This window comes from Variovorax endophyticus, from assembly GCF_025376855.1.
Classification (GTDB): domain Bacteria; phylum Pseudomonadota; class Gammaproteobacteria; order Burkholderiales; family Burkholderiaceae_C; genus Variovorax.
Genome location: NZ_JAHUTH010000030.1, coordinates 92,807 through 115,945, shown reverse-complemented (window position 1 = coordinate 115,945; position 23,139 = coordinate 92,807). Strand labels below are relative to the sequence as shown.

At 64.2% G+C, this 23,139-nt stretch carries 22 protein-coding genes and 1 pseudogene; 9 read left to right on the top strand and 14 right to left on the bottom strand.

Annotated elements, in window-relative coordinates; translation table 11 throughout:
• Positions 1-93: 93 nt before the first annotated feature.
• Together KV106_RS31370 and KV106_RS31365 are read left to right on the top strand one after the other, a co-directional pair.
• A complete protein-coding gene (locus KV106_RS31370; RefSeq protein ID WP_261215094.1) occupies positions 94-1,065 on the top strand; it encodes an NAD(P)H-dependent flavin oxidoreductase in 972 nt (323 codons plus the stop codon).
• A gap of 381 nt (positions 1,066-1,446) precedes the next feature.
• Complete coding sequence (locus tag KV106_RS31365; protein WP_261215093.1) at positions 1,447-1,716, top strand: hypothetical protein; 270 nt, start codon at positions 1,447-1,449, stop codon at positions 1,714-1,716.
• Between the two features lie 330 nt (positions 1,717-2,046).
• Here KV106_RS31365 and KV106_RS31360 read toward each other — a convergent pair whose 3' ends face one another.
• The 5 genes and pseudogenes from KV106_RS31360 to KV106_RS31345 form a co-directional block, all read right to left on the bottom strand.
• Positions 2,047-2,841 (bottom strand): carbon-nitrogen hydrolase family protein, encoded by a 795-nt coding sequence (locus KV106_RS31360; RefSeq protein ID WP_261215092.1) that lies wholly within the window; start codon positions 2,839-2,841, stop codon positions 2,047-2,049.
• Between the two features lie 149 nt (positions 2,842-2,990).
• On the bottom strand, positions 2,991-6,173 hold the full coding sequence (locus tag KV106_RS31355) for an RNA-directed DNA polymerase (protein WP_409976577.1): 3,183 nt from the start codon (positions 6,171-6,173) through the stop codon (positions 2,991-2,993).
• Positions 6,174-6,204: 31 nt separating this feature from the next.
• Positions 6,205-6,525, bottom strand: coding sequence for a toprim domain-containing protein (locus KV106_RS31350; RefSeq protein WP_261215090.1), 321 nt, complete (start codon positions 6,523-6,525; stop codon positions 6,205-6,207).
• Between the two features lie 453 nt (positions 6,526-6,978).
• Positions 6,979-7,140, bottom strand: a pseudogene (locus tag KV106_RS40115) (CHC2 zinc finger domain-containing protein); the annotation flags it as partial.
• 207 nt (positions 7,141-7,347) lie between these two features.
• The gene (locus tag KV106_RS31345) at positions 7,348-7,566 is read right to left on the bottom strand and encodes a hypothetical protein (RefSeq protein ID WP_261215088.1); all 219 of its coding nucleotides are present in this window, start codon (positions 7,564-7,566) and stop codon (positions 7,348-7,350) included.
• 700 nt (positions 7,567-8,266) lie between these two features.
• On the opposite strand from KV106_RS31345, the gene KV106_RS31340 reads away from it, so the two are divergent.
• From KV106_RS31340 to KV106_RS31330, 3 genes are read left to right on the top strand one after another with little or no spacing between them, the layout of a single operon-like run.
• Complete coding sequence (locus KV106_RS31340; RefSeq protein WP_057598344.1) at positions 8,267-8,836, top strand: TRAP transporter small permease; 570 nt, start codon at positions 8,267-8,269, stop codon at positions 8,834-8,836.
• Positions 8,833-10,131, top strand: coding sequence for a TRAP transporter large permease (locus tag KV106_RS31335; protein WP_057590991.1), 1,299 nt, complete (start codon positions 8,833-8,835; stop codon positions 10,129-10,131). The genes KV106_RS31340 and KV106_RS31335 overlap by 4 nt, the downstream gene beginning before the upstream one ends.
• 49 nt (positions 10,132-10,180) lie before the next feature.
• On the top strand, positions 10,181-11,218 hold the full coding sequence (locus KV106_RS31330) for a DctP family TRAP transporter solute-binding subunit (protein ID WP_261215087.1): 1,038 nt from the start codon (positions 10,181-10,183) through the stop codon (positions 11,216-11,218).
• A gap of 29 nt (positions 11,219-11,247) precedes the next feature.
• On the opposite strand, the gene KV106_RS31325 is transcribed toward KV106_RS31330, so the two are convergent.
• Positions 11,248-12,213, bottom strand: a complete 966-nt coding sequence (locus KV106_RS31325; RefSeq protein WP_057590989.1) for a GlxA family transcriptional regulator — start codon at positions 12,211-12,213, stop codon at positions 11,248-11,250.
• Between the two features lie 105 nt (positions 12,214-12,318).
• On the opposite strand from KV106_RS31325, the gene KV106_RS31320 reads away from it, so the two are divergent.
• On the top strand, positions 12,319-13,149 hold the full coding sequence (locus KV106_RS31320; RefSeq protein WP_261215086.1) for a dienelactone hydrolase family protein: 831 nt from the start codon (positions 12,319-12,321) through the stop codon (positions 13,147-13,149).
• A 59-nt stretch (positions 13,150-13,208) separates the two neighbouring features.
• Positions 13,209-14,186, top strand: coding sequence for a nucleoside hydrolase (locus tag KV106_RS31315; RefSeq protein WP_261215085.1), 978 nt, complete (start codon positions 13,209-13,211; stop codon positions 14,184-14,186).
• 30 nt (positions 14,187-14,216) lie between these two features.
• On the opposite strand, the gene KV106_RS31310 is transcribed toward KV106_RS31315, so the two are convergent.
• Positions 14,217-14,540: a winged helix-turn-helix transcriptional regulator gene (locus KV106_RS31310; RefSeq protein WP_057590986.1), complete on the bottom strand. Its 324-nt coding sequence runs from the start codon at positions 14,538-14,540 to the stop codon at positions 14,217-14,219.
• A 141-nt stretch (positions 14,541-14,681) separates the two neighbouring features.
• On the opposite strand from KV106_RS31310, the gene gstA reads away from it, so the two are divergent.
• Positions 14,682-15,314 (top strand): glutathione transferase GstA, encoded by a 633-nt coding sequence (gene gstA / locus KV106_RS31305; protein ID WP_261215076.1) that lies wholly within the window; start codon positions 14,682-14,684, stop codon positions 15,312-15,314.
• 32 nt (positions 15,315-15,346) lie between these two features.
• Here the strand turns inward: gstA and KV106_RS31300 are convergent, their stop codons facing one another.
• Positions 15,347-15,709 carry a surface-adhesin E family protein gene (locus KV106_RS31300; RefSeq protein WP_261215074.1) on the bottom strand — a complete coding sequence of 121 codons (363 nt, stop codon included), beginning with the start codon at positions 15,707-15,709 and terminating at the stop codon, positions 15,347-15,349.
• Between the two features lie 236 nt (positions 15,710-15,945).
• Between KV106_RS31300 and KV106_RS31295 the strand changes: the two genes are divergently transcribed.
• On the top strand, positions 15,946-17,007 hold the full coding sequence (locus tag KV106_RS31295) for an alpha/beta hydrolase family protein (RefSeq protein ID WP_261215073.1): 1,062 nt from the start codon (positions 15,946-15,948) through the stop codon (positions 17,005-17,007).
• Between the two features lie 57 nt (positions 17,008-17,064).
• On the opposite strand, the gene KV106_RS31290 is transcribed toward KV106_RS31295, so the two are convergent.
• From KV106_RS31290 to KV106_RS31265, 6 genes are all read right to left on the bottom strand, one after another.
• Positions 17,065-17,802, bottom strand: coding sequence for an amino acid ABC transporter ATP-binding protein (locus KV106_RS31290; RefSeq protein WP_057590997.1), 738 nt, complete (start codon positions 17,800-17,802; stop codon positions 17,065-17,067).
• Between the two features lie 38 nt (positions 17,803-17,840).
• Positions 17,841-18,530: an amino acid ABC transporter permease gene (locus KV106_RS31285; protein WP_057590982.1), complete on the bottom strand. Its 690-nt coding sequence runs from the start codon at positions 18,528-18,530 to the stop codon at positions 17,841-17,843.
• Position 18,531: 1 nt separating this feature from the next.
• Positions 18,532-19,260: an amino acid ABC transporter permease gene (locus KV106_RS31280; RefSeq protein ID WP_057590981.1), complete on the bottom strand. Its 729-nt coding sequence runs from the start codon at positions 19,258-19,260 to the stop codon at positions 18,532-18,534.
• A gap of 92 nt (positions 19,261-19,352) precedes the next feature.
• Entirely contained in the window at positions 19,353-20,252 is a 900-nt protein-coding gene (locus KV106_RS31275; protein ID WP_057590980.1) for an amino acid ABC transporter substrate-binding protein, read from the bottom strand.
• 168 nt (positions 20,253-20,420) lie between these two features.
• Complete coding sequence (locus tag KV106_RS31270; protein WP_057590979.1) at positions 20,421-21,875, bottom strand: aspartate ammonia-lyase; 1,455 nt, start codon at positions 21,873-21,875, stop codon at positions 20,421-20,423.
• A 238-nt stretch (positions 21,876-22,113) separates the two neighbouring features.
• Positions 22,114-23,100, bottom strand: a complete 987-nt coding sequence (locus KV106_RS31265) for a LysR substrate-binding domain-containing protein (protein ID WP_057590978.1) — start codon at positions 23,098-23,100, stop codon at positions 22,114-22,116.
• Positions 23,101-23,139 lie beyond the last annotated feature (39 nt).

The window sequence follows — 23,139 nt, the reverse complement described above, 5'->3', positions numbered from 1 at the left end:
GCCGATCTTCTCGGTGGCCGACTACGGCCTCGTGGCCGACCTGTTCACGGCCGTGCCCGAGCTGGTGAAGACGCTGTAAGAGGAAGCGCCCGCATGAAGACCCGCATCACCGAGCTGCTCGGCATCCGCTACCCGATCGTGCAGGGCGGCATGCAGTGGGTGGGCCGCGCCGAACTGGCCGCTGCAGTCTCCAATGCCGGCGGCCTGGGCATCGTGACCGCGCTCACGCAGCCCACGCCCGACGACCTGCGCCGCGAGATCGAGCGCACCCGCGCGCTCACAGACAAGCCCTTCGGCGTGAACCTCACCATCCTGCCGGCCGTGAAGCCGCCGCCCTATGCCGAGTACGTGCAGGCGATCATCGACAGCGGCGTGAAGATCGTGGAGACCGCGGGCAACAGCCCGAAGGACTTCATCGAGGTGCTCAAGCGCCACGACGTGAAGATCGTCCACAAGTGCACCTCGGTGCGCCACGCGCTGTCGGCCGAACGCAATGGCGTCGACGCCGTGTCGGTCGACGGCTTCGAGTGCGCGGGCCATCCGGGCGAGGACGACGTGCCCGGCCTGATCCTGCTGCCGATCGCGGCGCGCAAGCTGCGCATCCCCATCATCGCCTCGGGCGGCATCGCCGACGGCCGCGGCATGGCGGCCGCGCTCGCGCTGGGCGCCGAGGGCGTGAACATGGGCACGCGCTTCTGCGTGACCCAGGAAGCGCCGATCCACGACAACATCAAGCAGGCGCTGGTGGACGCGAGCGAGCGCGACACCAAGCTGATGTTCCGCACCATGCGCAACACCGCGCGCGTGTTCCGCAACGCGATCTCCGAAGAGGTCGTGGCCACGGAGAACCGTCCGGGCGGCTGCGAGTTCGAGGAGATCCGCCCGCTGGTGGCAGGCGCGCGCGGCCGCGCCGCGCTGGAGTCGGGCGCGGTGCAGGACGGTGTGGTCTCGGCCGGCCAATGCATCGGGCTGATCGACGACATCCCGACTTGCGCGGAACTGCTGGAACGCATGGTGCGCGAGTGCCGCGAGCATCTGGACCGGGCGCGGTCCTGGATGGACTGAGTCTTTTCCTGCCCGCATCCCGGCGGCGCTCACGCAGATCGGGACCTGCACGCCACGGCCTCTTCGAGGCCCCTGCGCCGTGCATTGCAGAAGCTGCATTTATTGGCGGTTGCCGCGACTTCATGCCGAGCGGCACGGCAACCTGCCCGCTTCTTCCCTAGAGTTGATGCCCCTGTCACTCGCTACCCCAACCGTGGGAGCAGAAAGGCGCAACACACCAATCCACTAACGAGATGTTCGAAGGCTGCTTGCCTCGCGGCAGGTCGTCGGTGCGAAAGCAGCGATGCGGATGCGAGGTATCAAAAGGCGACGGCCGAGGTGTAGTGAGCACCCCGACCGTCTAACCAAAAACGTGCAACCACCTCTAAGGAGCGCACATAAATGGCTACCAAGACTATAGCCCGGCGTCGCACGCCGGTATCTCCCGGAGACAACGCCCAAGGCCCGGCGGATCTCCTCGAAAACACCCTCTCCCAACTCGAAGCGCTTCTGTGGGTCTGCCACGGGAAAGACATCGATTGGTGCAGCGGTGATGGACCTCGACAACTGGACAACCTGATCTGGCTTGCGGCTGGACTTGCGCGTGAGGCGGGGGAGTTGTTTCAGTTGAGCGAGAAGGCGCGGCATGGGGCGCTTGAGGCTGGCGGGTAAGGGCTGGTCTGCGGGCTGCGGGGTCGCGGCCCGCTTGGGGAACCGGTTCTTTGGAGCGCTATGGTTGAAGCCCTCGTGATCGAAGGAAGTCGGTTCGGTTAGGTTTATGGGGTGTGCCTCAGAGGCAACTTCATGCTCCGCACTGATCGTCGACAGACAACGCGAGCATCCGCTTTGCACGGGCTGCGTTCCTACGGCAGGCTAGATTCAGCTCCTGGAAACGGTTGTTCGGCTTCGGAGTTCATGCGTCGCTGTAGACAGTCGCACACACCAACCCATTGACTTGCGAGCGTGGGTTTGGCGACGCGAATTACATATGGCAATCGCCTCTCACTCTGGAGGGAACAGCGGAATAGTCACTGGCGATGGCCCTTCCGGCGGAGCAGCAATAGGCGAGATACTAGCCATAAAGCCTGGTGGCAGGTGCTTGTACATGGCGCGAGGCTTAGTGTCGCGACCGTGAATGGCCGCATCAAGATCGCGTACCGGAAGCTGGACGCACTGTGCAGTAAACAGTTCGCCCCCATCGACCGAGTATCCAACACGCTTGAACGCCTCGTAGTACGGGGTGACGACCAGTGAGCCACCAAAATATCCGGTGTTGCAGACCACCACATTACAGAAGACCGTCCTTGATAGAGAAACGGCTAACGACTCAAAGAGCTTTACGTCACGGTTGTACGCGATGACAAACAAATGATGGACTCGCCCGCGATAAAGAAGGGCACGCTCAATATCCATGAAGTCGTAGCAAATGCTGACCCCAATCCGCCCATAGGGTCCTGCGTCGAAAACGTATACGTTGGGATCGGCGTGAAAAGCCCACGGCGGTACGTACTCTTTGAAGCCGGATGCCTCGGCTGGCGCGGGGTCGCGCTTGCCGAACCAGACTCTTGTGGCATAGCGTGAAGATGTGCGATTCCAGAAGTTTCGTGGAACGAGGACGAGACCTTCATTTTTCGCAGACTTCGCTCGATGATCCAGACGGTAATCAACCCCAATGATCGCTAGGGCATTCATAGAACAGACAAGTCGCTCGAAATCGTCCAGTCGCGTTCTTGGCAGTGCTAGCTCGGGAAGAAGAATGATGCGGGGTTGATCGTCATGATCTGCCAATGCCCTCATCGCTCTACGAATCTCGTGCCACGCACGGCTGTCCTCGGATGCCGAAATCCTTGGAGCGCCACTAGAGGCAGTCCACGCGACCTTGGAATCCAAGGTCGTCTGGACAATGCCAAGGGTAAGTGCTTCGACCAACGCTGGCTTCTCAGAACTCATACCGGCCCCATATCAAAGTAGCGCTTCCAATCAACGTCGGTGAGGTGCATAAGATCGACAGGGGTGACTTGTCGGAACTGCTGATTGAAGGTCGATACTTGATTTGCCTCAAGTTCGTCTTGTGCGACTGAGATAATGCGCGCTAAGTCGGATGCATCGATGAGGCTTACCGGATCATGCTCAGTGTCATCGTCAAAGTCCGAACTCCATGTTTGGTACAGACTGGCGAATACGTTTTCAACGGCACGGGGTTGAAGGCACGCTTCGAGAATCCCGAGAGTCGCCGACGAATAGGTAATTTCCTCTCGAAGGAGTTGTGGCAGATGTCTGAGCATGCTTTCATGCCCCAGCCCGTTCCATTGCACTGGTAGTAGGAAGGCGCGCGAAAGCAACGCAAACAGGCAAAGGCCAAGACCGCGAATCGGATTCTGCGCAGAGCCGATTTCAGTCACCACAAGCGGCGCATATCGTCTGTCGTAGATCTGACGCCGCTGAGACACGTGCCGTACAACGCCAACTCCGGACTGTCGCAGCTCTTGTTTCCACTCTTGCCAAGAAACTGACGCCATTTCGATGAGATGACTTGGCAACGCAAAGTTGAGGGGATGTGCGCAATTTGATCGCGCACCGAAGTCTTTTCGTGATGCGCGTTGAAGGTAGTCGTCGTTCAGCGTTTCGGTGGACGAAAGTAGCAATGCTGCTTGCCTGACGATTTCTAGGCAGGTCCACTCTCCGAGCCGCCATTCTTTTGTGCTTCCAGAGTCACGGCTGCCCCAGATCTTCGATGCCCAGACTGGAAGTGGCAGCAATTGCCCAGCTTCCGATCCTTCGAGTGATGTCCGGACTCTTGACGCTGCCGGCGAAAGAGCGGCTACTTCCTGAAGGCCTGGTCGATCGAGGCGTCCCATCAAGGCATCAAACCACCATCCTTCTTGAATCACTTGAGTTGCTCTAGTTCGTGATGCGATCCGCACTAATGGCGCGAGTGGTGCATCCGCAGGAAAAAAAGTCCAAAAGTCGTCGGATTCGGGTAGGTCCTCGACGCAGGTTCCTAAGTGAATGATCAAATCAGTCGCTCGGCGAACGGGCCTGCGAAGATCGAACTTGCATCCCCACCAGGCAAATGCAACGCGCAGATCCGGCGAAACGTCATTGCTACTTAGCAATGCTCGGCCTTTTTCGACAAATTCTTGATTCAGCCGTTGCCCGAGAAGATGGAAAGAATCCGGCGACTCTTCCAATAGCACAGTGGCGCAATAAGCACCAACGAAGAACTGATTTAGGCTCTTCTGCACAAACCACCGATCCGCTTCAGCAACGCCTCGGTTGGTGAGCTTTGCGATATCCCGCAATGATCTCAATGCAGCCGCTCGGCGCCACCCTGCCACTTCAGGGTCAACGAGTATCTGCGCAGCTCGCACTGTTTCTGCAGCAAGCACCGCGTATGAGTTGCCACGTATGTAGCTGGCTGCCAACCGATTTACTGGATCGTTCGCATACTGATCGATGTCGTCAAAGAGAAGTTCCAACCCAGTAGCGCCGAGGCGACGCGCGATGGTCAACGCATGCGTCCACAAACGGACGCGATCGGGTCGTTCATACAGAACTTTTCTGACTAAGCCAAAGACTCTGTCGGCAATGCTGGCCAGCCGAGCGTGGATCTGAGGGTCGCTGATGCCGGTAAGAGCAGCGATTGGATCGAGCGAAGGATTGTCCTCGTTTCGACTGCTTACTTTGCTCCTAATTTCTCGGAATCTCCCGGCACTGCCATGTCGAATATCCAGTGTTTCAGGAGCAGCGAGTCTTGCCTCGGCTACGCGAGCAAGGCGGGTCGCCGCGAATGCTAAACGGGTTCTCTCTGGCATCTCTGCTTCAGGAACATCTACCAGCAATAGGTGCTCTAGCTGCTGAGACAGGATTGAGAGTTCGTTGTCTTCAAGTGCCGTGAAGTCGGTTCTGCCGATTGCTGAAACCAAGGCAATCGTCTTTGTCATCAATGGAGTTGGAAACTCAGAATCGAGGCGACACCCAATTTGAGCCCGATTCCACAGGTCCGACCCCGCAGCGCGTTTGCTATCGTCGCTCGTTCCTAACAGATCCCCTAAAGCTTTGGGTTCAGTCTTTGACGGATTAATGCTTGCGCCGAAGCCTAGCCTATCGATCACACCCTTGTAGTGATCAATCCAATTTATCAGTTCCTCAAACGTCTTGGCCAATATCACATGGTCATCAACATAGCGGAAGTGCGCGACGCGACCAAGAGGTAGCGTCCTCTGCACCTCATGATCGACCTGCAGTAGCGCCGCATTTGCGAGAAAACCTGACACCATGAGCCCCGTAGGAATTCTGCGAAATGTCTTCCGAGACTCATCAAGTTCAATGTGCTTAAGTTCGGCATCCGTCCATCCCTCAAGGTCCAATGGAAGTTGTGTAAGCGTCTTTAGCAGTCGCTGCACTTCCGGGCGCATTTCGGCCGGAACGCAAAGGCAGATCGCATCGACGCAAGCTGTCAGTGGGATTGATGGATAGAACTTCTCAAGATCTACGGATGCCCAATAAATCTCGCTGTTGGGAGGATCGGTCGCAAAGCTGGTCCAATAATCCGGGAACACATATGGGCATCGGTCAACCCGGTGCATTCGATGCTGAAGTTCAAACTCTTCGCGCTCATCGTCATCGAGGTTGCCCGCCTTGGAGTGACCGTGTGCGGCCGCCGAGACCGCCAGAGCAATGTGGCGCCTAAATAGCGGCCAAGCCTGCTGAAACGGTCGATAGATTCGCCCGGAGGAATGTCTGTAAGGGCCGACTTTTCGAATCTTGTTACCGTGAAGATCTTCCTCAATCCATGTAGACCGGAAGAGTCTGTTGCCATAGCTCCAAACAGGCATCAGCGGATCGACATGGCGCCCTAAGATGTTCACCACCGCAGTCCAAGCGACTTGGTCTCTGATCGTGAAGTGGAAATACTGTCGAACCCTAGGATTTCCATCTCCATCAGGGTTCTTCGGAAAGACCATAGGTCGAATCGGTGACATTCGAAATCTTCCCGAGCATAGATCGTCACTAATACTCTGGAGTTCACGACCCAAATGAACTTCAAAAGAGGCAAGGTCCGCCTCATCAATCCAGATGTCGCCAGGGACCGACGCCCGCTTCACCTTCTCCCATGCCCAGCGCATGTTCAATTGGTCGCATACCTGACTCAGAAAACTAGGCATTCTTTCCTCGCGCAATCACATCACTGGCATCCATGCCTTCAGGTGGAATCACAAACCGAATGCTCTTGCTCCTCGCCCTAAACTCTTTTGCAAGACAATTCATGAACTTCTCGCCCGCAGCATCACCATCAGGAATTCCCACCAGATCAAAAGGAAGTAGCTCCTCAACCCATTCGGAGCGAAATGATGTAGCCCCTAGAACCGCAACTGCTGCTAGCCCGGCCCCCTCCATGGCGATTGCGTCCGGGACGCCCTCGCAAATATGGAGAAGACTGCCTGACTTCAACTGGCTAAGTCGGTGCCGGTTGAACATGGGCTTGGATATACCGCTTGGGCCAAAAAATTTCATACTGCTTTGTAGGCAGCGAACCTGTAGATACTCTGTAGCCGAATCAAATTTGAAGGGGAAAATTAATGCGTAGCCAGACCAGCTTAGCGCTCGTCGACTACCAGATAGCCCCGCGCCACGAATTCGCTCCGCACCCCAGTGCTTCTCCAACTTTCGGTACGCCAGCGCCGGATCTATGAGTTCAACGATCCCAAACTTAAGCGCTAGTTCGGGTTCAATTCCGTGAGCTCGGAGGTACGCAGTCCCCAACGACGCTTTGACCGGTCCGCAGTGCGCTACTAACCACGTGTATAACTCGCAGTCGGGGCTGGGGGAGGGGGCAGGAGCCGGGGAATCGGCCGGCTTAGGACCGGTAGCCCGGACAATGAAACGAGCGCGTCTACCGAGAGGGAAATCGCTACCGACGATGCCGAAGTGGCTGCAGAGCCACTTGCAGGCGTCCGTAAACCCAAAGCCGTGAATTTTCTGGACGAGCGCAATCGCATCGCCATGCTCGCCGCATCCATAGCACCTCCAATTGTTTTTCGCTTTGTTGACAGTGAAGCTTGGACTCGCTTTATCGTGTCCCTTGAAGCACATCGCCTTATTGCCCCTTAGGGTGATCCCCATGGCTGATGCAACTTCCACCATTGGCAATTCGCGCAAGCGTGCAAGCGCTTGATCGCTCAGTAGCGTCGACTTGGCTGCCTGTGTACTGGTTCGCCGCAAAACAATCTCCTCGCGCCAGTTCCCGTTTTCTTACAGAAATTGTCCCATAGAGACAAGACAAATGGGGCCACTAATCCACTAGCGTCTGAACGCGTTGACGCCACTGGTGGCAACCAGTCCGAGCAAAATCGTTATGGCGGGGATCAACCAAAGCTCTGCGCGCTGATCTCTCTGAGACCAGTGACCAGCAAGAGCAAAGCGAAGGCAGTGCTGACGCTTGTCAGCGTAGAGAATCGACTTGGCTTTTTCCATGGCAGTAGCGAACCAAATCTGGTACAGCACGTTGACGTCGGTCATCGCTCTGGCAGCAAGCGTCCGCTTTCCGAGTTACAAGCAGCCTGCCGGCAAAGACGTCGATCTGGTCACGCTTTGGTGAGTCGCGTGCAACACGGTGGCGCGATCCTATCGATCCGCACGTCGGCCAGAGGGATGGAACACGTGGGATGGGGGAAAGGGTCTCGTGCGGGCCGTCAGCCTCAGCCACCAAAAAGAGGATGCAGAAAAGCGGGCAACGGGCATCTTGGCTCCCAGTCTGAAGCAAACATAGAACGCAGTCACACCAAAGCCGACCGAGTCCGACGCCAGCACTTCGGACTTCTGCTTGTCCAGCGCCCGTCTCTTGCGAAAGCGCAGTGGTCGCCCTCGCACGTCCACCTGCAATCCGCCACTGCAGTCAAAACTCCGATCTCACAGCCGCACTCATGGTGCACAGGGCGTCGGGTACTCCCCGCAGCGAAATAAAGGAGGAGGCCGAAGGCCGGGGGACATTCGCGGAGGGGAGTACCCGGCGTCCTGTGCACGCCCCCGGACGCCTCAAAGAGGAAAACCTACCCTTCCCACGCCCCCAAAACGTAGGCAACAGCTAAAGGAAACCCCCGATATATCAGTGGACATTGACCCCCCAGAATCGACGCCAGCTCCCCTGTCGAGGTGTACGGATCGCGTCCCGGCGACCGCCCGGTGACATGGCGCCTGCCCCAGCTGCCCGTTTTCTCCGATGACCACTCCTCCTGAGTCCGGCCCCACGCTGGACGCCGCCAGCCCCCTCCCCCCCGACATCGAAGCCGCCGACGAGCCCACCAAGGTGCCCCTGGGCATCGAGGACTGGCTGACCGTGCTCATCATGGGCGCGCTCGCGCTCATCACCTTCGCCAACGTCCTGGTGCGCTACTTCACCGACTCCTCCTTCGCCTGGACCGAGGAGTTCTCCGTGTTCCTGATGATCATGCTGGCCCTGGTCGCCGGCTCGGCTGCGGTCGCGCGCGACCGCCACATCCGCATCGAGTACTTCGCCGAGAGCGGCTCGATGGCCCGGCGCCGCCGGCTGGCCCAGTTCGGCGCGCTGATGATCGCCGCGCTGTTCGGCCTGATCGCCGCGCTCAGCGTGCGCATGGTCTGGGACGACTACCGCTTCGAGGAGACCTCGCCCGGCATCGGCGTGCCGGCCTGGTGGTATTCGATCTGGCTGCCGATCGTGTCGCTGGCCATCGCGCTGCGCGCCATCGGGCTGTTCGTGCGGCGCGGCCGCAAGCACAAGAACAACGACCAGCAGGACGCCGCCGAATGATCGCCACGCTCCTGTTCGTCGCCTTCCTGCTGATGATGCTGGTGGGCGTGCCCATCGGCGCGGCGCTCGGCCTGGCCGGCGCGGCCTGCATCGCGCTCGCCAACACCGACGCCCAGTGGTTCGGCCTGCTCGCCGTGCCGCAGAACTTCTATGCCGGCCTCGGCAAGTACCCGCTGCTCGCCATTCCGATGTTCGTGCTGGTCGGCTCGATCTTCGACCGCTCGGGCGTCGCGCTGCGCCTCGTGAACTTCGCCATCGCCATCGTGGGCCGCGGCTCCGGCATGCTGCCGCTGGTGGCGATCGCGGTCGCGATGTTCCTCGGCGGCATCTCGGGCTCGGGCCCGGCCAATGCCGCCGCGGTGGGCGCGGTGATGATCGCCGCCATGTCGCGCGCCGGCTATCCAGCCGCCTACTCGGCCAGCGTGGTCGGCGCCGCCGCGGCCACAGACATCCTGATCCCGCCCTCGGTGGCCTTCATCGTCTATTCGGTGCTGGTGCCCGGCGCCTCGGTGCCCGCGCTGTTCGCCGCCGGCATGGTGCCCGGCGTGCTGGCCGGCCTGGCGCTGATGATTCCGGCCGTGTGGCTGGCGCGCAAGCACAAGATGGGCGCGCTCGAATCCACCCTGCCGCGCCCGCCGTTCTGGAAGAGCTTCCGCGAAGCCACCTGGGGCCTGGCGGCGCCGGTGCTGATCCTCGGCGGCATGCGCGCGGGCTGGTTCACGCCCACCGAGGCCGCCGTGGTCGCCGTGTTCTACGGTCTCTTCGTCGGCATGTGCATCCACCGCACCATCAAGGTCCGCGACCTGTTCGTCATCCTGCGCGAATCGGGCGAGCTCTCGGCGGTGATCCTGCTGGTGGTCTCGCTCGCGGGCATCTTCGCCTACTCGCTGTCGACGCTCGGCGTGATCGATCCGGTGACGCGCGCCATCGTCAACTCGGGCCTGGGCGAATACGGCGTGCTGGCGCTGCTGATCCTGCTGCTCATCACGGTCGGCATGTTCCTCGACGGTGTCTCGATCTTCCTGATCTTCGTGCCGCTGCTGCTGCCGATCGTTCAGTACTACAAGTGGGACCCGGTCTGGTTCGGCGTGATCCTCACGCTCAAGGTCGCGCTCGGCCAGTTCACGCCGCCGCTGGCCGTCAACCTGATGGTGTCGTGCCGCATCGCCAAGGTGCGCATGGAGGAGACCGTGCGCTGGGTCGGCTGGATGCTGTTCTCGATGTTCGTGGTGATGGTGCTGGTGATCGCCTTCCCCGAACTCGCGCTGTGGCTGCCGCGCAAGCTGGGCTACTGATGAGCGTGCTCGCGGCCGCCCGACTTTTTTCAACGAGGAGATAGATCAGATGAAATTCCGCCGCACCCTGCTCGGCCTCGCCGCCGTCGCGACCGCCCTGGGCATGTTCTCGTCGGGCGCCATGGCGCAGGCCGCCTACAAGGCCGAGTACAAGATGTCGCTGGTGCTGGGCCCGCCCACGCCGTGGGGCCAGGCCGGGAAGATCTGGGCCGACCTCGTGAAGGAGCGCACCCAGGGCCGCATCAACATCAAGCTGTACCCGGGCGTGTCGCTGATCCAGGGCGACCAGACGCGCGAGTTCAGCGCGCTGCGCCAGGGCGTGATCGACATGGCCGTGGGCTCGACCATCAACTGGTCGCCGCAGGTCAAGCAGCTCAACCTGTTCTCGATGCCCTTCCTGATGCCCGACTACGCGGCCATCGACGCCCTCACGCAGGGCGAGGTCGGCCAGGAGATCTTCAAGACCCTCGACAAGGCCGGCGTGGTGCCGCTGGCCTGGGGCGAGAACGGCTTCCGCGAGATCACCAACTCGAAGCGCCCGATCAAGTCGCCGGCCGACGTCAAGGGCATGAAGATCCGCGTGGTCGGCTCGCCGATCTACTCCGACATGTTCACCGCGCTGGGCGCCAATCCCACGCAGATGAGCTGGGCCGATGCGCAGCCCGCGCTCGCGAGTGGCGCCGTCGACGGCCAGGAGAACCCGCTGTTCCTGTTCACCGTGCTCAAGATGCACACCGTGGGCCAGAAGTTCGTGACCACCTGGGGTTATGTGGCCGACCCGCTGGTGTTCGTGGTCAACAAGGAGATCTGGGCCTCGTGGACGCCGGCCGACCAGGCCATCGTGCGCCAGGCCGCGATCGACGCCGGCAAGGAAGAAATCGTCATCGCGCGCAAGGGCCTGGTGGAAGCCGACAGGCCCGTGCTCAAGGACATCGCGGGCATGGGCGTGACCGTCACCAGCCTCACGCCCGAGGAGCGCGAGGCCTTCGTGAAGGCCACGCGCCCGGTGTACGAGAAGTGGAAGCCGACGGTGGGCGCCGACCTCGTGGCGCGCGCCGAGAAGGCGATCGCGGCGCGCAAGAAGTAAGAGCCAAGCGCCGCGCGGGCCGGCGCGCCTCAGTTGCGATAGCGGCTGGGGTTCGCGCCCGCCACCTTCTTCATCAGGCGCCGCAGCGCGGTGGCGTCCTGATACCCGACGGCGCCGGCCACCTGGTCGACCGTCATGCGGCTGGACTCGAGCAGCGCCCGCGCGCGCCGCAGCCGCACGCCCTGCAGCAGCGCTTGCGTGCTCTTGCCGGTGGCCTTCATCACGTGGCGCGCGAGCGTGCGCTCCGACATGCAGAACTCGCGCGCCAGCTCGCTCACCGAGGGCGGCGCGGGCAGCGCCGCCTCGACGCGCGCCGCGAGCCGCGCCACCAGGTCGTTGCCGTTGGCCAGCAGCTCGGGAACGATGAACGGCGCCTGCGCCTGGCGCCCGTCGATCAGCAGCAGCCGCGACACCAGATCGGTGAGCGCGCTGCCGCAGCGTTCGCGCAGCAGGTGCAGCATCAGGTCGGTCTGCGCGAAGGCCGCGCCGGCCGTGACCACCGCGCCGTCGGCGCAGACCATGCGGTCGACGTCGACCGTGCAGTCGGGTGCCATGCGCTTGAGCAGCGCGGCGTACCACCACGAGGTGGTCGCGCGGCGGCCCTGCAACAGGCCCGCCGCATTGAGCAGGAACACCGCCGAGCACGAGGCCGCGACCTGGCCGCCGGCGCGTGCATGGCGCGCGAGCCCGTCGATGGCGCGCGCGGCGTCCTCGCTCTCGAGGCAGCGGCGGATCTGCTCGGGCGTGTCGAGTCCGAGCCCGGGCACCACCCAGGTCGAGCGGTCGTCGCGCGCGCGAGTCGGCAGGCGCACGGTGTCGATGTGCATGCCCGAGCGCAGCGCAACCATGCCGCCGGCCGGCGAGCACAGCCGCCAGCGCGGCGGCGCCACGCCGGCGCGCGCGGCCACCGAGCGCGCGGCGCCGAGGATGTCGGCCGTGGCGGCGACGCTGGAGGCGAAGGCGCCGGGCAGCACCAGGATCGTGAAGTCGTGCATGAGGAGGTGTTGTCCGATTTGGCCCTGAAACAGTCAAACAGGACACTGCCATTCTGAACGGCCGGTGGGCCCAATACAAGCTTCATCCACCCCACTGCCCACGCCATGTCCCACGCACCCGCAACCCGCCCGCTCGACCGCGACGACCCGCTCGACGACTTCTCCTCACGCGAGATCGAACTCGACGGCGTCGCCAAAAAGGTCTACCTCATGGGCCACGGCCCGGCCGTGATCGTGATGACCGAGATGCCCGGCATCAGCCCCCAGGTGGCGCGCTTCGCGCGCTGGGTGCGCGACGCGGGCTTCACCGTCTACATGCCCTCGCTGTTCGGCCGCGACGGGGCCGTGCCGCAGGCCGAGGAAGGTGCGGCCGTGTTCAAGCGCGCCTGCGTGAGCGCCGAGTTCCGCGCCTTCGCGTCGAATGCCTCGAGCCCCGTCACGCAATGGCTGCGCGCGCTCGCGCGGCTCGCGCACACGGAATGCGGCGGCCCCGGCGTGGGCGCGATCGGCATGTGCTTCACCGGCAACTTCGCGCTGTCGATGATGCTCGAGCGCGCCGTGCTCGCGCCCGTGGTGTGCCAGCCCTCGCTGCCGCTCGACGACCCGGCCGGCACCAACGTGGCGGCCGACGAGCTGGCCACCGTGCGCGAGCGGCTGGAACGCGAGGACCTGACGGTGATGGCCTACCGCTTCGACGGCGACAGGTTCTGCAAGGCCGAGCGCTTCGCCGCTTTCTCGCAGGCGCTGGGCGACCGCTTCGTGGCGCGCGTGCTGCCCGACAGCGCGGCCAACCCCGACACGCCGCCCTTCTTCGCGCAGGTGGTCGCGAGCCCGCACAGCGTGGTCACCGCGCACCTGATCGACGAGGCCGGGCAGCCGACCATCGCGGCGCGCGACGAGATCCTGGCCTTCTTCGCCAGGCGGCTCCTGGGCTGAAGCTCTGGCAGACTGGCTGCCCGCAGGCGCGCGCTCCGTCGCGCCTGCATGGAGCCCGCATGCCGACGAACACGCCCCCGCTTTCCGACGACACCACCGTCCACACGCTGATCATCGACACCGACCCCGGTGCCGACGACGTGATCGCGCTGCTGCTCGCCATGGCCTCGCCCGAGCGCCTGAAGATCCAGGCGCTGACGACGGTGGCTGGCAACGTGCCGCTCGCCAAGACCTCGCGCAACGCGCGGCTGGCGCGCGAGTGGGGGCAACGGCCCGACATTCCGGTCCATGGCGGCGCGCAGCGACCGCTGCTGCGCACGCCGATCTATGCGGCCGACATCCACGGCAGCGAGGGCATCACCGGCGTGCAGGTGCACGAGCCCGCGCAGCCGCTGGCCGAGGGGCATGCGGTCGACTACCTGATCGACACCCTGCGCGCCGCGCCAGGAAAGAGCGTGACGCTCGCGATGCTCGGCCCGCAGACCAACCTCGCGCTGGCGCTCGCGCAGGCGCCCGACATCGTGCGCGGCCTGCGCGAGCTGGTGCTCATGGCCGGCGCGCACTTCAACGGCGGCAACATCACGCCGACGGCCGAGTTCAACGTCTTCGCCGATCCGCATGCGGCCGAGATCGTGCTCGGAAGCGGCGTGCCGATCACCATGCTGCCGCTGGACCTCACGCACAAGGTGCTGGCCACCCCCGAGCGCATCGCGCGGCTGCGCGACCTCGGCAATGAGGCGGGCCGGATCGTGGCCGACATCCTCGATGCCTATGTGCGGCACGACATGCAGTACTACGGCCTGCCCGGCGGGCCGGTGCACGACGCCACCGTGATCGGCTACCTGCTGCAGCCTTCGCTGTTCAGCGGCCGATGGGTCAACGTGGCGATCGACAGCCGCGAGGGGCTGGGGTTCGGGCAGACGGTGGTGGACTGGTACGGAGGGTTGAAGAAGCCGGCGAACGTGCGCTGGATCGCGGAGGGGGATGCGCAGGGGTTCTTCGACTTGCTGACGCAGGGGATATCGCGCTTGCGTTGAGAGGGCCGGGTCAGCGCTCGAACGCGCGGCTCAGACCGCGGCCCTGGCCTTCAGCCACAGGCCGAATTCCATCATCACGCTGACGACGGGCTTCAGCCGTTCCCCATCGGGCGTGAGCTGGTACACGACCTTGACCGGCACCGTGGCATGGACGGTTCGCTGCACGAGCCCAGCCTCTTCGAGCGCGCGCAGGTCCAGGGTCAGCGAACGCTGGGAAATGCCGGGCACGTCGCGACGCAGTTCGTTGAATCGCTTGGGTCCGTCGACGAGATAGGACACCAGCAGCAGCCGCCAGCGGCCGCCCAGGAGGCGCATGGCTTCCTCGACGGAACAACCCGAGACGTTCGATTTCATAGCACGCGATGGAGAAGAGGGCCGCAGGTATATTTTTTTAACCTAGAGGCAGTTTATGTGCCTTCTTCCAAATCCACGCCCGGTTCCTAACATGGCCCGAGGCGCTCTCCAGCGCCATGCCCCTCGACCATCGAAGAACCCATGAAGCTCTACTACATCCCCGGCGCCTGCTCGCTCTCGCCCCACATCGTGCTGAACGAACTCGGCCTCGACTTCGACTTCGTCAAGGTCGACCACAAGACGCACAGGACGCAGGACGGCCGCGACTTCCGCGAACTCAGTCCCTTCGGCTATGTCCCGCTGCTCGAGCTCGACGACGGCACGATGCTGCGCGAAGGCCCCGCCATCGTCCAGTACCTGGCCGACCTGAAGCCGGCATCGCGCCTGGCGCCGGAGAACGGCACCCTGGAGCGTTATCGCCTGCAGGAGTGGCTGAGCTTCCTGACCTCGGAAATCCACAAGGGCTTCATTCCCCTGCTCTATGCCGTGCTCGCCGGAAAGTACGGCGTCGAGACCGCGAAGCCCAAGCTCGAGCAGCGCTATGCCTGGATCGACGCGCAGCTTGCCGGCCGCGACTACCTGATGGGCGACACATTCACGGCGGCCGACGCGTACCTCTATGCGCTGACCCAATGGGGCCAGGCCGCGTGGCTGGCGTCCGTCTACAGGGCCGACATCCACTTCGATGGGCTGGACAACCTGCGGGACTGGTATCAACGCGTGCGGGCACGGCCCGCGGTCCGCAAGGCGCTCGATACCGAAGGGCTCAGGTAGGACGGCGCCATCGTGGCGTCGTCACGCACCGGTCAACGCCCCTTGGCACACACGTTCTTGAACACGATCCCGCTCACCGTCGTCGGCCCGCCCACCGCCTTCCACTCGCTGCGCCGGCTCAGGTCGATGTCGTGCGCCTCCAGCGGCCCGTTGTGGCTCACGACGCGGCGCATCTTCTCGCGCGCGCCCTTGCAGTCGTAGTCGTAGAGGTAGCGCGAAGTGCGGTACGGGGTCTTGCCGACATCGGTCTGCAGTTCGTCGTAGCGATAGAGCGTCCAGGCCTCGACGGCGTCGCCGTGCGGACGGATCGACTCGCGCTGCAACAGCACCTTCTTGCGCGCGGTGGACGCGATCTCGGTCCAGTCCTCGGCGGCTTGCGCCGGCATCAGCGTCATCAGCGCGAGCGCCGTGCAAACCGCCGCCGCGCAATACCTGGATGGATGGAAGCCCATTCTTTTCACCTCCGTGCCAATACGACAGCGGAAGATGGTCGCACGAAACCCGCGACGCGAAGACCGCGACCGCTCCCGTCGCTTGGCGCCGTCTTTCGCGCACTTCATCGCATTCGCCTGGCCGCCGCGCCGTCCCGCGGCAACCATGCGCACTCCACTGACCCCGCCATGGAGACCCGATGCGCGCCACTGCCCTCCTCTCTCGCCACGCCCTGCTGCTCGCCTCGGGCCTGCTGCTGTCCTGCCAGTTGCTGGCCGCCGAGGCCGGCTGGCGGCAGGTCCGCATTCCGGGCGCCACGCCCGATGCCGCGCCGACCGTGGTCGCGCTCTACTACCCGACGCAGGCCGCACCCCGCACGACGGCCATGGGGCCGTTCACCGTGCGCGCCGCGATCCAGGCACCGCCCGACGAGAAGTTCAAGGGCTTGATCCTGCTGAGCCACGGCCTCGCCGGCACCGAGCTGGGACACAACAGCCTGGCCGAGGCGCTCGCGCGCGCGGGCTACCTGGTGGCGGCACTCCGCCATCCGGGCGACAACTGGCAGGACGGCTCGCTGCTGAAGCAGGGCGGGGCCGCCTACTTCGGTGAACGGCCGCGGCAGGCTTCGCGCGTGATCGACGCCCTGCTGCAGGACCCGCAGTGGAAGGACCGGATCGCGCGCGACGACCAGGGCCCGCGCATCGGCGCCGTGGGCCACTCGGCCGGCGGCTACACGGTGCTCGCGCTCGCGGGCGCGCAGGCCGACCTGTCGCGCATCGCCACGCATTGCGCGAGCGAGCGCGCCGCCGATCCGATCTTCTGTGGCGTGGGCCGCGATGGCGGGACGGCCGCGACGCCCCCCGCCCCCACCGCCCCGTCCGCATCGCTGCTGCCTTCGCTGCGCGACCCGCGCGTGCGCGCGGTCGTGGCCATGGCCCCGGCCGGCGTGCCCTTCACGGCCGCGTCGCTGGCGCAGGTGCGCGTGCCCACGCGGATCTACGAAGCCGAGCAGGACCGCTTCCTGGTGCCGCGCTTCCATGCCGAATGGATCGCGCGCAACATGCCGGCCGCCGAGCTGCGGCGCATCCCGAATGCCTGGCACTTCGCGTTCATGGACACGCCGTCCATGCCCATCCAGACGCCCGACGGCGACATCGCCGCCGATCCGCCGGGTTTCGACCGGCAGGCGCTGCTGGCGCGCCTCGGGCGGGAGGTTCCGGCCTTCTTCGACGAGACACTGCCGAAGTCCCCGGCGCCATGAAAAAAGGGCCACGCCGTCGCCGGCATGGCCCTCGTCGTTCGCCGCAAGGCGCAGCGTTCAGTGCTGCAGGATCTTGTTGAGGAAGTCCTTGGTGCGCGGCTGGCGGTTCTCGGGCTGGCCGAAGAACTCGTCCTTGGTGCAGTCCTCGAGGATGCGGCCGCCGACGTCGATGAAGATCACGCGGCTCGCGACCTTGCGGGCGAAGCCCATTTCGTGCGTGACCACCATCATGGTCATGCCTTCCTTGGCCAGGCTCACCATCACGTCGAGCACTTCGCCGACCATCTCGGGGTCGAGCGCCGAGGTGGGTTCGTCGAACAGCATCACGATCGGGTCCATGCTCAGCGCGCGGGCAATCGCCACGCGCTGCTGCTGGCCGCCCGACAGCTGGCCCGGGAACTTGTCCTTGTGCGCCATCAGGCCCACGCGGTCGAGCATCTTGAGGCCGCGGGTCTTGGCCTCGTCGGGCGTGCGGCCCAGCACCTTGATCTGCGCGATCGTGAGGTTCTCGGTCACCGACAGGTGCGGGAACAGCTCGAAGTGCTGGAACACCATGCCGACCTTGGAGCGCAGCTTCGGCAGGTTGGTCTTGGGGTCGTGCAGCGGGATGCCGTTGACGGTGATCTCGCCCTTCTGGAAGGGTTCGAGCGCGTTCACGGTCTTGATGAGCGTGGACTTGCCCGAGCCCGAGGGACCGCAGACCACGACCACGTCGCCCTTGGCGATGCTGACCGAGCAGTCGTTGAGCACCTGCACGGGGCCGTACCACTTGGAGACGTTCTTGATTTCGATCATTTTTTCGGACATTTCTTTCTCTCCGGTTCAGTGCTCTGTCAGCGGATGATGGCGATTTTCTTGTGCAGGCGCTTCACCAGGTACGACAGCGCATAGCACATGACGAAGTACACGACCGCGGCGAGCAGGTAGGCCTCGATCGGGCGGCCGAAGTTCTTGCCCGCGGTCTCGAAGCCCTTGAGCATGTCGTAGGCGCCGATGGCGTAGACCAGCGAGGTGTCCTGGAACAGGATGATGGTCTGCGTGAGCAGCACCGGCAGCATGTTGCGGAAGGCCTGCGGCAGCACCACGAGGCGCATGTTCTGGCCGTAGGTCATGCCCACCGCCTGGCCCGCGTTCACCTGGCCGCGCGGGATCGACTGGATGCCCGCGCGCATGATCTCGCTGAAGTAGGCGGCCTCGAACGCGACGAAGGTGATCACGGCCGAGATCTCGGAGCGGTAGTTGGAACCCACCGAGCCGAACAGCGAATAGAACGACGCCGGCACCAGCAGGAAGAACCACAGGATCACCATCACCAGCGGGATGCTGCGCATGCCGTTGACGTAGAGCGCCGCGGGCGCATCGAGCCACTTCTTGCCCGACAGGCGCATGAGCGCGAGGATCGTGCCGAAGATCACGCCGCCGATCGTGGCCACCACCGTCAGCATGATGCTGAAGTAGAAGCCCTTGATGACGAAGTTGCTGATGACGTCCCAGTTGTAGAAGGACAGGTCGAGATTCATCATGTCAGTGTCCTCCGCCGCCGCTGGCCGAGACGATGAAGCCCGGCACGCGGGTCTTCTTCTCGATGAAGGCCATGAGCCGGTTGATGGCCAGGGCCGACACCACGTAGCACGCCGTCACCGCGAGGTAGACCTCGATGCCGCGCGAGGTTTCTTCCTGCGCCTGCATGGCGAACATGGTGAGCTCGGTGACCGACACGGCGAACGCGACGGACGAGTTCTTGAAGATGTTCATCGTCTCGCTCGTGAGCGGCGGGATGATGATGCGGTAGGCCATCGGCAGGATCACGTAGCGGTAGTACTGCGTCGTGGTGAAGCCCACCGCCATGCCCGCGTAGCGCTGGCCCTTGGGCAGCGCCTGGATGCCGGAGCGCACCTGCTCGGCGATACGCGCCGAGGTGAAGAAGCCCAGCGCCAGCACCACCAGGATGAAGCTGGGCACGCCCTTCATGACCGGAATCAGCGCCGGGATGACGTGATACCAGAGGAAGATCTGCACCAGCAGCGGAATGTTGCGAAACAGCTCGACCCAGGCATTGCCCAGGCGCACCAGCCACGGGTTGTCGGGCAAGGTACGGACGATGCCGACCAGCGAGCCCAACACCAACGCGACGATCAACGCCAACAGTGCCACGGACACCGTCCAGCCCCAGGCCGACAGCATCCATTGCAGGTAGGTCGGATATTCCCCCCCGGGGTCCTGCAGGAAGACCTGCCAATCCCAGTTGCCCATTTTCTTACTCCTTCGCCTTCTTCCGAAAATCAGTCCCTGAAAAGAAACGCCCACCGCGAAAGGTGGGCGTCATTCACGCAGCGACGCGACGCTTATTCCTTGGTGACGTACTCTTCAGCAGGCTTGTCGTTCGGGTTGGCCCACGCGTTCTTGGTGGCTTCGCCCAGCGGCAGGTTGATGGTGACGTTCGCCGGGGGGATCGGCTTCAGGAACCACTTGTCGTAGAGCTTGGCGAGCTCGCCCGACTTGGCCTGGGCCTTGATGCTGTCGTCCACGGCCTTCTTGAAGGCGGGGTCGTCCTTGCGGATCATGATGGCAATGGGCTCGACGGCCAGCACGTCCGGCAGGATCTTGTAGTCCTTGGGCGACTTCGACTTGGCGGCCAGCGCGGCCAGGATCGAGCCGTCCATCACGAAGGCGTCGGCACGGCCGGTCTCGAGCAGCAGGAAGCTGTCGGAGTGGTCCTTGCCATAGACCTCCTTGAAGGTCAGGTTCTCGGCGCGCTTCTGCTTGCGCACGGTCTGCAGCGGCGTGGTGCCGGTGGTCGTGGCGACGGTCTTGTCCTTCAGGTCGGCCAGCGAGTTGATGCCCGAGTTCGCCTTCACGACGATCTTGGTTTCCTCGACGTAGGTGGTCACGCCGAAGGCCACGTCCTTCTGGCGGGTGGCGTTGTTGGTGGTGGAGCCGCACTCGATGTCGACGGTGCCGTTCTGCACCAGCGGGATGCGGTTCTGCGAGGTCACGGGCTGGTACTTGACTTCGAGCTTCTTGCCGGCGGCCTTCTCGAGGTCCTTGATGATGTTGGCGCAGACGTCGTAGTGGAAGCCGGTGTACTGGCCGTTGCCCAGCGTGTACGACAGACCCGAGGATTCGCGCACACCTTCGGTGATGACGCCCGATGCCTTGATCTTGGCCAGCGTGTCATTGGCCTGCGCCATCGCGCCGCCGGCGGCGAGCGCCGCGATTGCCAATGCCAGTACTTGCTTTTTCATACGGAAAACTCCTGAGGGTGACGGAAATGAGAGATACAACGAAATTCTAGACATGATGTCTCGGGGGAATACCCGGACCAACCCGGTGCATTTTCCCCGAGCCACGCACCGGGCGGGCGCATAAGGCGCTGCAGTGGTGCGGACACGGGATTCGGCATTGTCGGGCTTTCACAAAGCAGCCTTTGTGCCCGACGGTTCCGCGGCCGGCGGCACCGGCACGGACAGGCGCACGGGCTGGGTCAGGTTCTCGGGCACCAGCAGCGCATCCATCTCGGCGCGCGTCATGATGCCCAGCGACTCGGCGACCAGGTCGATCGGCCCGCCCGTGGCCAGCGCGGTCTTGGCGATCAGCGCGGCCTTCTCGTAGCCGATCAGCGGATTGAGCGCGGTGACCAGCGTGACCGACTCGCGCACCCGCTTCGCCAGGAACTCGCGGTTGGCCTCGATGCCGTCGACGCAGTTCAGCTGCAGCGTCCTGCAGGCGTTGCCCAGGTGCTTGATGCTCTTGAACAGGCTCCAGCCCATGATCGGCTCGAAGGCGTTGAGCTGCAGCTGGCCGGCTTCGGACGCCAGGGTCACGGTGATGTCGTTGCCGATCACCTCGAAGGCCACCTGGTTCATCACCTCCGGGATCACCGGGTTGACCTTGCCCGGCATGATCGACGAGCCGGCCTGCCGCGCGGGCAGCCGGATCTCGCCGAAGCCGGCCTGCGGGCCGCTCGAGAGCAGGCGCAGGTCGTTGCAGGTCTTGCTGAGCTTGGTGGCCACGCGCTTGAGCACGCCCGACAGCTGCACGAAGGCGCCGGTGTCCTGCGTGGCCTCGATCAGGTTGGCGGCCTGCTTGAGCGGCACGCCGGTCTGCTCGGCCAGGTACTGGCAGGCCAGGTTGGCATAGCCGTGCGGCGCGTTGATGCCGGTGCCGATGGCGGTGGCACCGAGGTTGATCTCCTCGATCAGCGCGCGCGCCTCGCCCAGGCGGGCCTCGTCCTCGCCGATCATGATGGCGTAGGTCAGGAACTCCTGGCCCAGGGTCATCGGCACCGCGTCCTGCAGCTGGGTGCGGCCGATCTTCAGCACGTCCTTGAACTCGAGGGCCTTGGCCTCGAAGCTGCGGCGCAGCGCCGCCATGGCCTCGAGCAGCTTGCCGATCGCGAACCACAGCGCCAGCCGCACGGCCGTCGGGTAGACGTCGTTGGTGCTCTGCGAGGCGTTGACGTGGTCGTTGGGGTGCAGCACGTCGTAGCGTGCCTTCTCGTGGCCCAGCTTCTCGAGCGCGAGGTTGCAGATGACCTCGTTGGCGTTCATGTTGGTCGAGGTGCCGGCGCCGCCCTGGATCACGTCGACCACGAACTCGTCGAGCAGCTTGCCCTCGATCAGGTCGTCGCAGGCCAGGATGATCGCGGCCGCGCGGTCGCGGTCGATCGCGCCGAGGTCGGCATTGGCGCGCGTGGCGGCCTTCTTCACGAAGGCCAGCGCGCGCACCAGGTCGGGCATGGCCGACACGCGGGTGCCGGAGATCGCGAAGTTCTCGACCGCCCGGGCCGTGTGCACGCCCCAGTAGGCGGCAACGGGAATCTGCTTCTCGCCGAGGAAGTCGTGTTCGGTTCTGAAGTTGGAGCCCATATCCCACCTCTCGGCTGAAAAAAAGCACGCGAGAACGCGTGCCATAGATTTGCGGTCGTTCGACCCGCGGCCGAAAAACTGCCCGGACTGTAGGGGCGTCATGGCACGGACGCCAATGCTGTTTACGGGAACACTTATGCCTGACTTTTATAGATTGTGCAGTGCACAAACCCGTTGCCAAAGGCTATACCCAAACGCCCGGCCCGACCAGCGGCGCTCCCCCTACGGGTTCCCGGAATCAGCGCGGCGGCTGGGTCCCGACGAGGTACGACCACAGCGCGTCGGCCGAGCTCTTGGGCTGCAGCGACTCGAGCCCGGCGGACTTGGCGGCGGCCCGGCCGCCCGTGCGCGGCTGCAGCGGCGCCTGCGGGCGCTCGCGGTAGGCGCGGATCTCCATCGTGGCCTCGAGCCGGTCGATCTCGGGCGGCAGCGCACTCACCAGCTTGCGCATGCGCACCTCCTTGCGCACCGCGCTCTGGGGCAGGAAGGCGATGCCGTGGCCTTCGAGCGCCATCACCTTCAGGCCCTCGGCCATGTCGGTCTCGTAGACCCGGTCGAGGTGGATCGCGGTGCCCGACTCCTTGAGCAGCTGGTCGACCACGCGGCCCAGGTAGGCGCCCGGCGCATAGCCCAGGTAGGGCAGCGGCTGGCCGGCGCGGCCCGGCAGCCGGTAGCGCGGCGCGCCCTCGGCGTCGGCCTTGACCCAGGGCGCGACGGTCTCCTCGCCCAGGCTCACCATCTCGTACTTGTTGGCGTCGAGCTGCAGCGGTTGCGAGGGATGGTGGTAGGCGATCAGCAGGTCGCAGCTGCCCTCGACCAGCCGCAGCACGGCGTCGTGCACGTTGAGCGCGATCAGCCGGCTCTTGATCGGGCCGAAGTGCTCGCGCAGGCTGGTGACCCACGAGGGGAAGAAGGTGAAGGCCAGCGTGTGCGGCACGGCGAACTCGATCACGTCCTGCCCGGCGGCCGAATGGCCGCGCAGCATGGCGCGCGTGCTCTGCAGCGCCTGCAGCATCTCGATCGCCTGGCTGTAGAGCGTCTGGCCCGCGGGCGTGAGCCGCGTGGGATAGGAGCTGCGGTCGACGAGGTCGGTGCCGGCCCAGCCCTCCAGCGCCTGGATGCGGCGCGAGAACGCCGGCTGGGTCACGTGCCGCAACTGGGCGGAGCGGCTGAAGCTGCGCGTTTCGGCCAGGCTGATGAAGTCTTCGAGCCACTTGGTTTCCATGGCGGGCGATTATGTGCCGCCGCGCGCGAAGCCGCGGCC